General features: G+C 73.5%; 4 protein-coding genes. 3 read left to right on the forward strand and 1 reads right to left on the reverse strand.

The genetic code is table 11. From position 1 onward, the window contains the following. A partial coding sequence (locus G3I65_RS05755) for a CGNR zinc finger domain-containing protein (RefSeq protein ID WP_160695176.1) occupies window positions 1-231 on the forward strand: 231 nt, incomplete at its 5' end. Window positions 232-241: 10 nt separating this feature from the next. Then, window positions 242-649, forward strand: a complete 408-nt coding sequence (locus G3I65_RS05760; RefSeq protein ID WP_160695177.1) for a VOC family protein — start codon at window positions 242-244, stop codon at window positions 647-649. On the opposite strand, the gene G3I65_RS05765 is transcribed toward G3I65_RS05760, so the two are convergent. Next, window positions 646-1671: a PfkB family carbohydrate kinase gene (locus G3I65_RS05765; RefSeq protein ID WP_160695178.1), complete on the reverse strand. Its 1026-nt coding sequence runs from the start codon at window positions 1669-1671 to the stop codon at window positions 646-648. The two genes, G3I65_RS05760 and G3I65_RS05765, sit on opposite strands and share 4 nt — an antisense overlap. 119 nt (window positions 1672-1790) lie before the next feature. Here G3I65_RS05765 and G3I65_RS59015 point away from each other — a divergent pair. After that, window positions 1791-1948: DeoR family transcriptional regulator (locus G3I65_RS59015; RefSeq protein WP_160695179.1), on the forward strand; the 158-nt coding region annotated here is incomplete at its 3' end.

The raw sequence follows: 1948 nt of genomic DNA on the forward strand, positions 1-1948 counted from the left end.
CGGCCGGGCACCGTCGACGAGGCCGTGGCGGCGCTGGCCCGCGACGCGATCGACGTCGTCGGCGGCGACCTCGGCCGGCTGGTCCGGCCGTGCGAGGCCCACGGTTGCGTCCGCTTCTTCTTCCGCGAGCACGCCCGCCGCCGCTGGTGCTCCACGACGTGCGGCGACCGGGTCCGCGCGGCCCGGCACCAGCGGCTCGTCGTCGAACAGCGAGGGGCTTCGGCCGAGTAGCGTCGCGCCCATGGAATGGACGCTCGAAGTGGTCGTGGTCCCGGTGTCCGACATCGACCGCGCCAAGGCCTTCTACACCGACCAGCTCGGCTTCACCCTCGACCACGACGTCGCGCCCGCGCCGGGGGTGCGGATCGTCCAGCTGACCCCGCCGGGCTCGGGCTGCTCGGTGGTGATCGGCGAGGGTGCGGTGCCGGACATGCCGCCGGGCTCGATGAAGGGCCTGCAGCTGGTGGTCAAGGACCTCCCGAAGGCGCACGCCGAACTGCTCGAACGCGGGGTCGACGCGGGCGAGATCCAGGTCGTCGGCGCCGGTCCGTGGGACGGCAAGGCGGACCTGGACAACGTCGGCTTCGTCTTCTTCAACGACCCGGACGGCAACTCCTGGGCGGTGCAGCAGATCTCGTCGCGCCGCTAGCGCCAGCTGTCGTCGCCGAAGCCGAGCGTGACCGGGCCGCGGCGGATGCCCGCCACCGTCTCGGCCGGCAGGACTTCGTCCAGGAACCCGTAGTCCGGGCGGCGGGTGCGCGCGTGCCACTCGGCGATCTCGTGCCAGCCGGGGGCGGCGAGCGCCCCGCCGAAGTGCTGGACCGACAGGCTCGCCGTCAAGCACGCGAAGCGGAGGCGCTCGGCCAGCGGCCAGCCGGTCAGCGTCGCGGCGAGGAAACCCGCCCCGAAGACGTCGCCCGCGCCCGTCGCGTCGAGGACGTCGACCGGCAGGGCCGCGACCGCCGCCGTTTCGCCGGTCGTGCCGTCGACCGCGAGCACGCCCGCGCCGCCGCGGGTGATCACCGCGATCGGGACCAGGTCCGCCAGCTTCGCCAGCGCCGCTTCCGGGGTGGCCGTACGGGTGTAGGCCATCGCTTCGACGTCGTTGGGCAGGAACGCGTGGCAGCACCCGAGCTGGTCGAGCAGCGCCGCCGACCAGGCCTCGGACGGGTCCCAGCCCACGTCGGCGAAGACCAGGCTGCCTGCCTGGTGTGCCGTGTGGACCCACTCCGCCGTGTCGAGGCCGATGTGCGCGACGGTCGCGCGGCTCGGCGGCGGCGAGCCGGCCAGCTCCGCGACCGGGACGGGCGGCGCGTGGCCGTGGGTGATCATCGCGCGGTCGCCGGCGTAGGCGAGGGAAACCGTGACGGGGGAGTGCCACTCCGGGAACTGCCGCGACCGCGACAGGTCGATGTGCTCCTGCCGCGAAAGGACGTCCCAGCAGTAGCGCCCGTAGACGTCGGTGCCGAACGCGGCCGCCAGCGCCGTCCGCAGGCCGAGGCGGCTCAGCGCGACGGCGAAGTTCGCGATCCCGCCCGGCCCGGAACCCATGCCGCCCGTCCACACCTCCTGGCCCGGCGCCGGTGGTTGTTCGAGCCCGGTGAACACCAGGTCGAAGAACAGCGGGCCGGACAGGAAGACATCGGTTTCGGGGTCGGGTTCCACCGGCACGGGCGCCTCCACGAAGTTCGCGCAACTGTGCGCACGAGAGTGCGTCAACCACGCAGAATCCGCAAGATCTGCGCATTCTTGACCGGGAACTGAGCAACCTTGACTGCTATGGTCGCCGGATGTTGCCCCAGCGGCGCCACGAGCTGATCCTGCGGGCCCTCCGCGCGGAGGGCCCGGCGCCGGTCGCCGTGCTGGCCGAGCGGCTCGGCGTCAGCCACGCGACCGTGCGCCGCGACCTGGTGCTGCTCGACCGCGAAGGCCGGCTGACGCGGGTGCA

The sequence above is a fragment of the Amycolatopsis sp. SID8362 genome, assembly GCF_010550475.1.
In the GTDB taxonomy this organism is placed as follows: Bacteria; Actinomycetota; Actinomycetes; order Mycobacteriales; family Pseudonocardiaceae; genus Amycolatopsis; species Amycolatopsis eburnea.

Excerpts from the sequence above, each read along its gene's own strand:
- G3I65_RS05760 (WP_160695177.1), top strand. The coding sequence starts at position 242 with ATGGAATGGACGCTCGAAGTGGTCGTGGTCCCGGTGTCCGACATCGAC.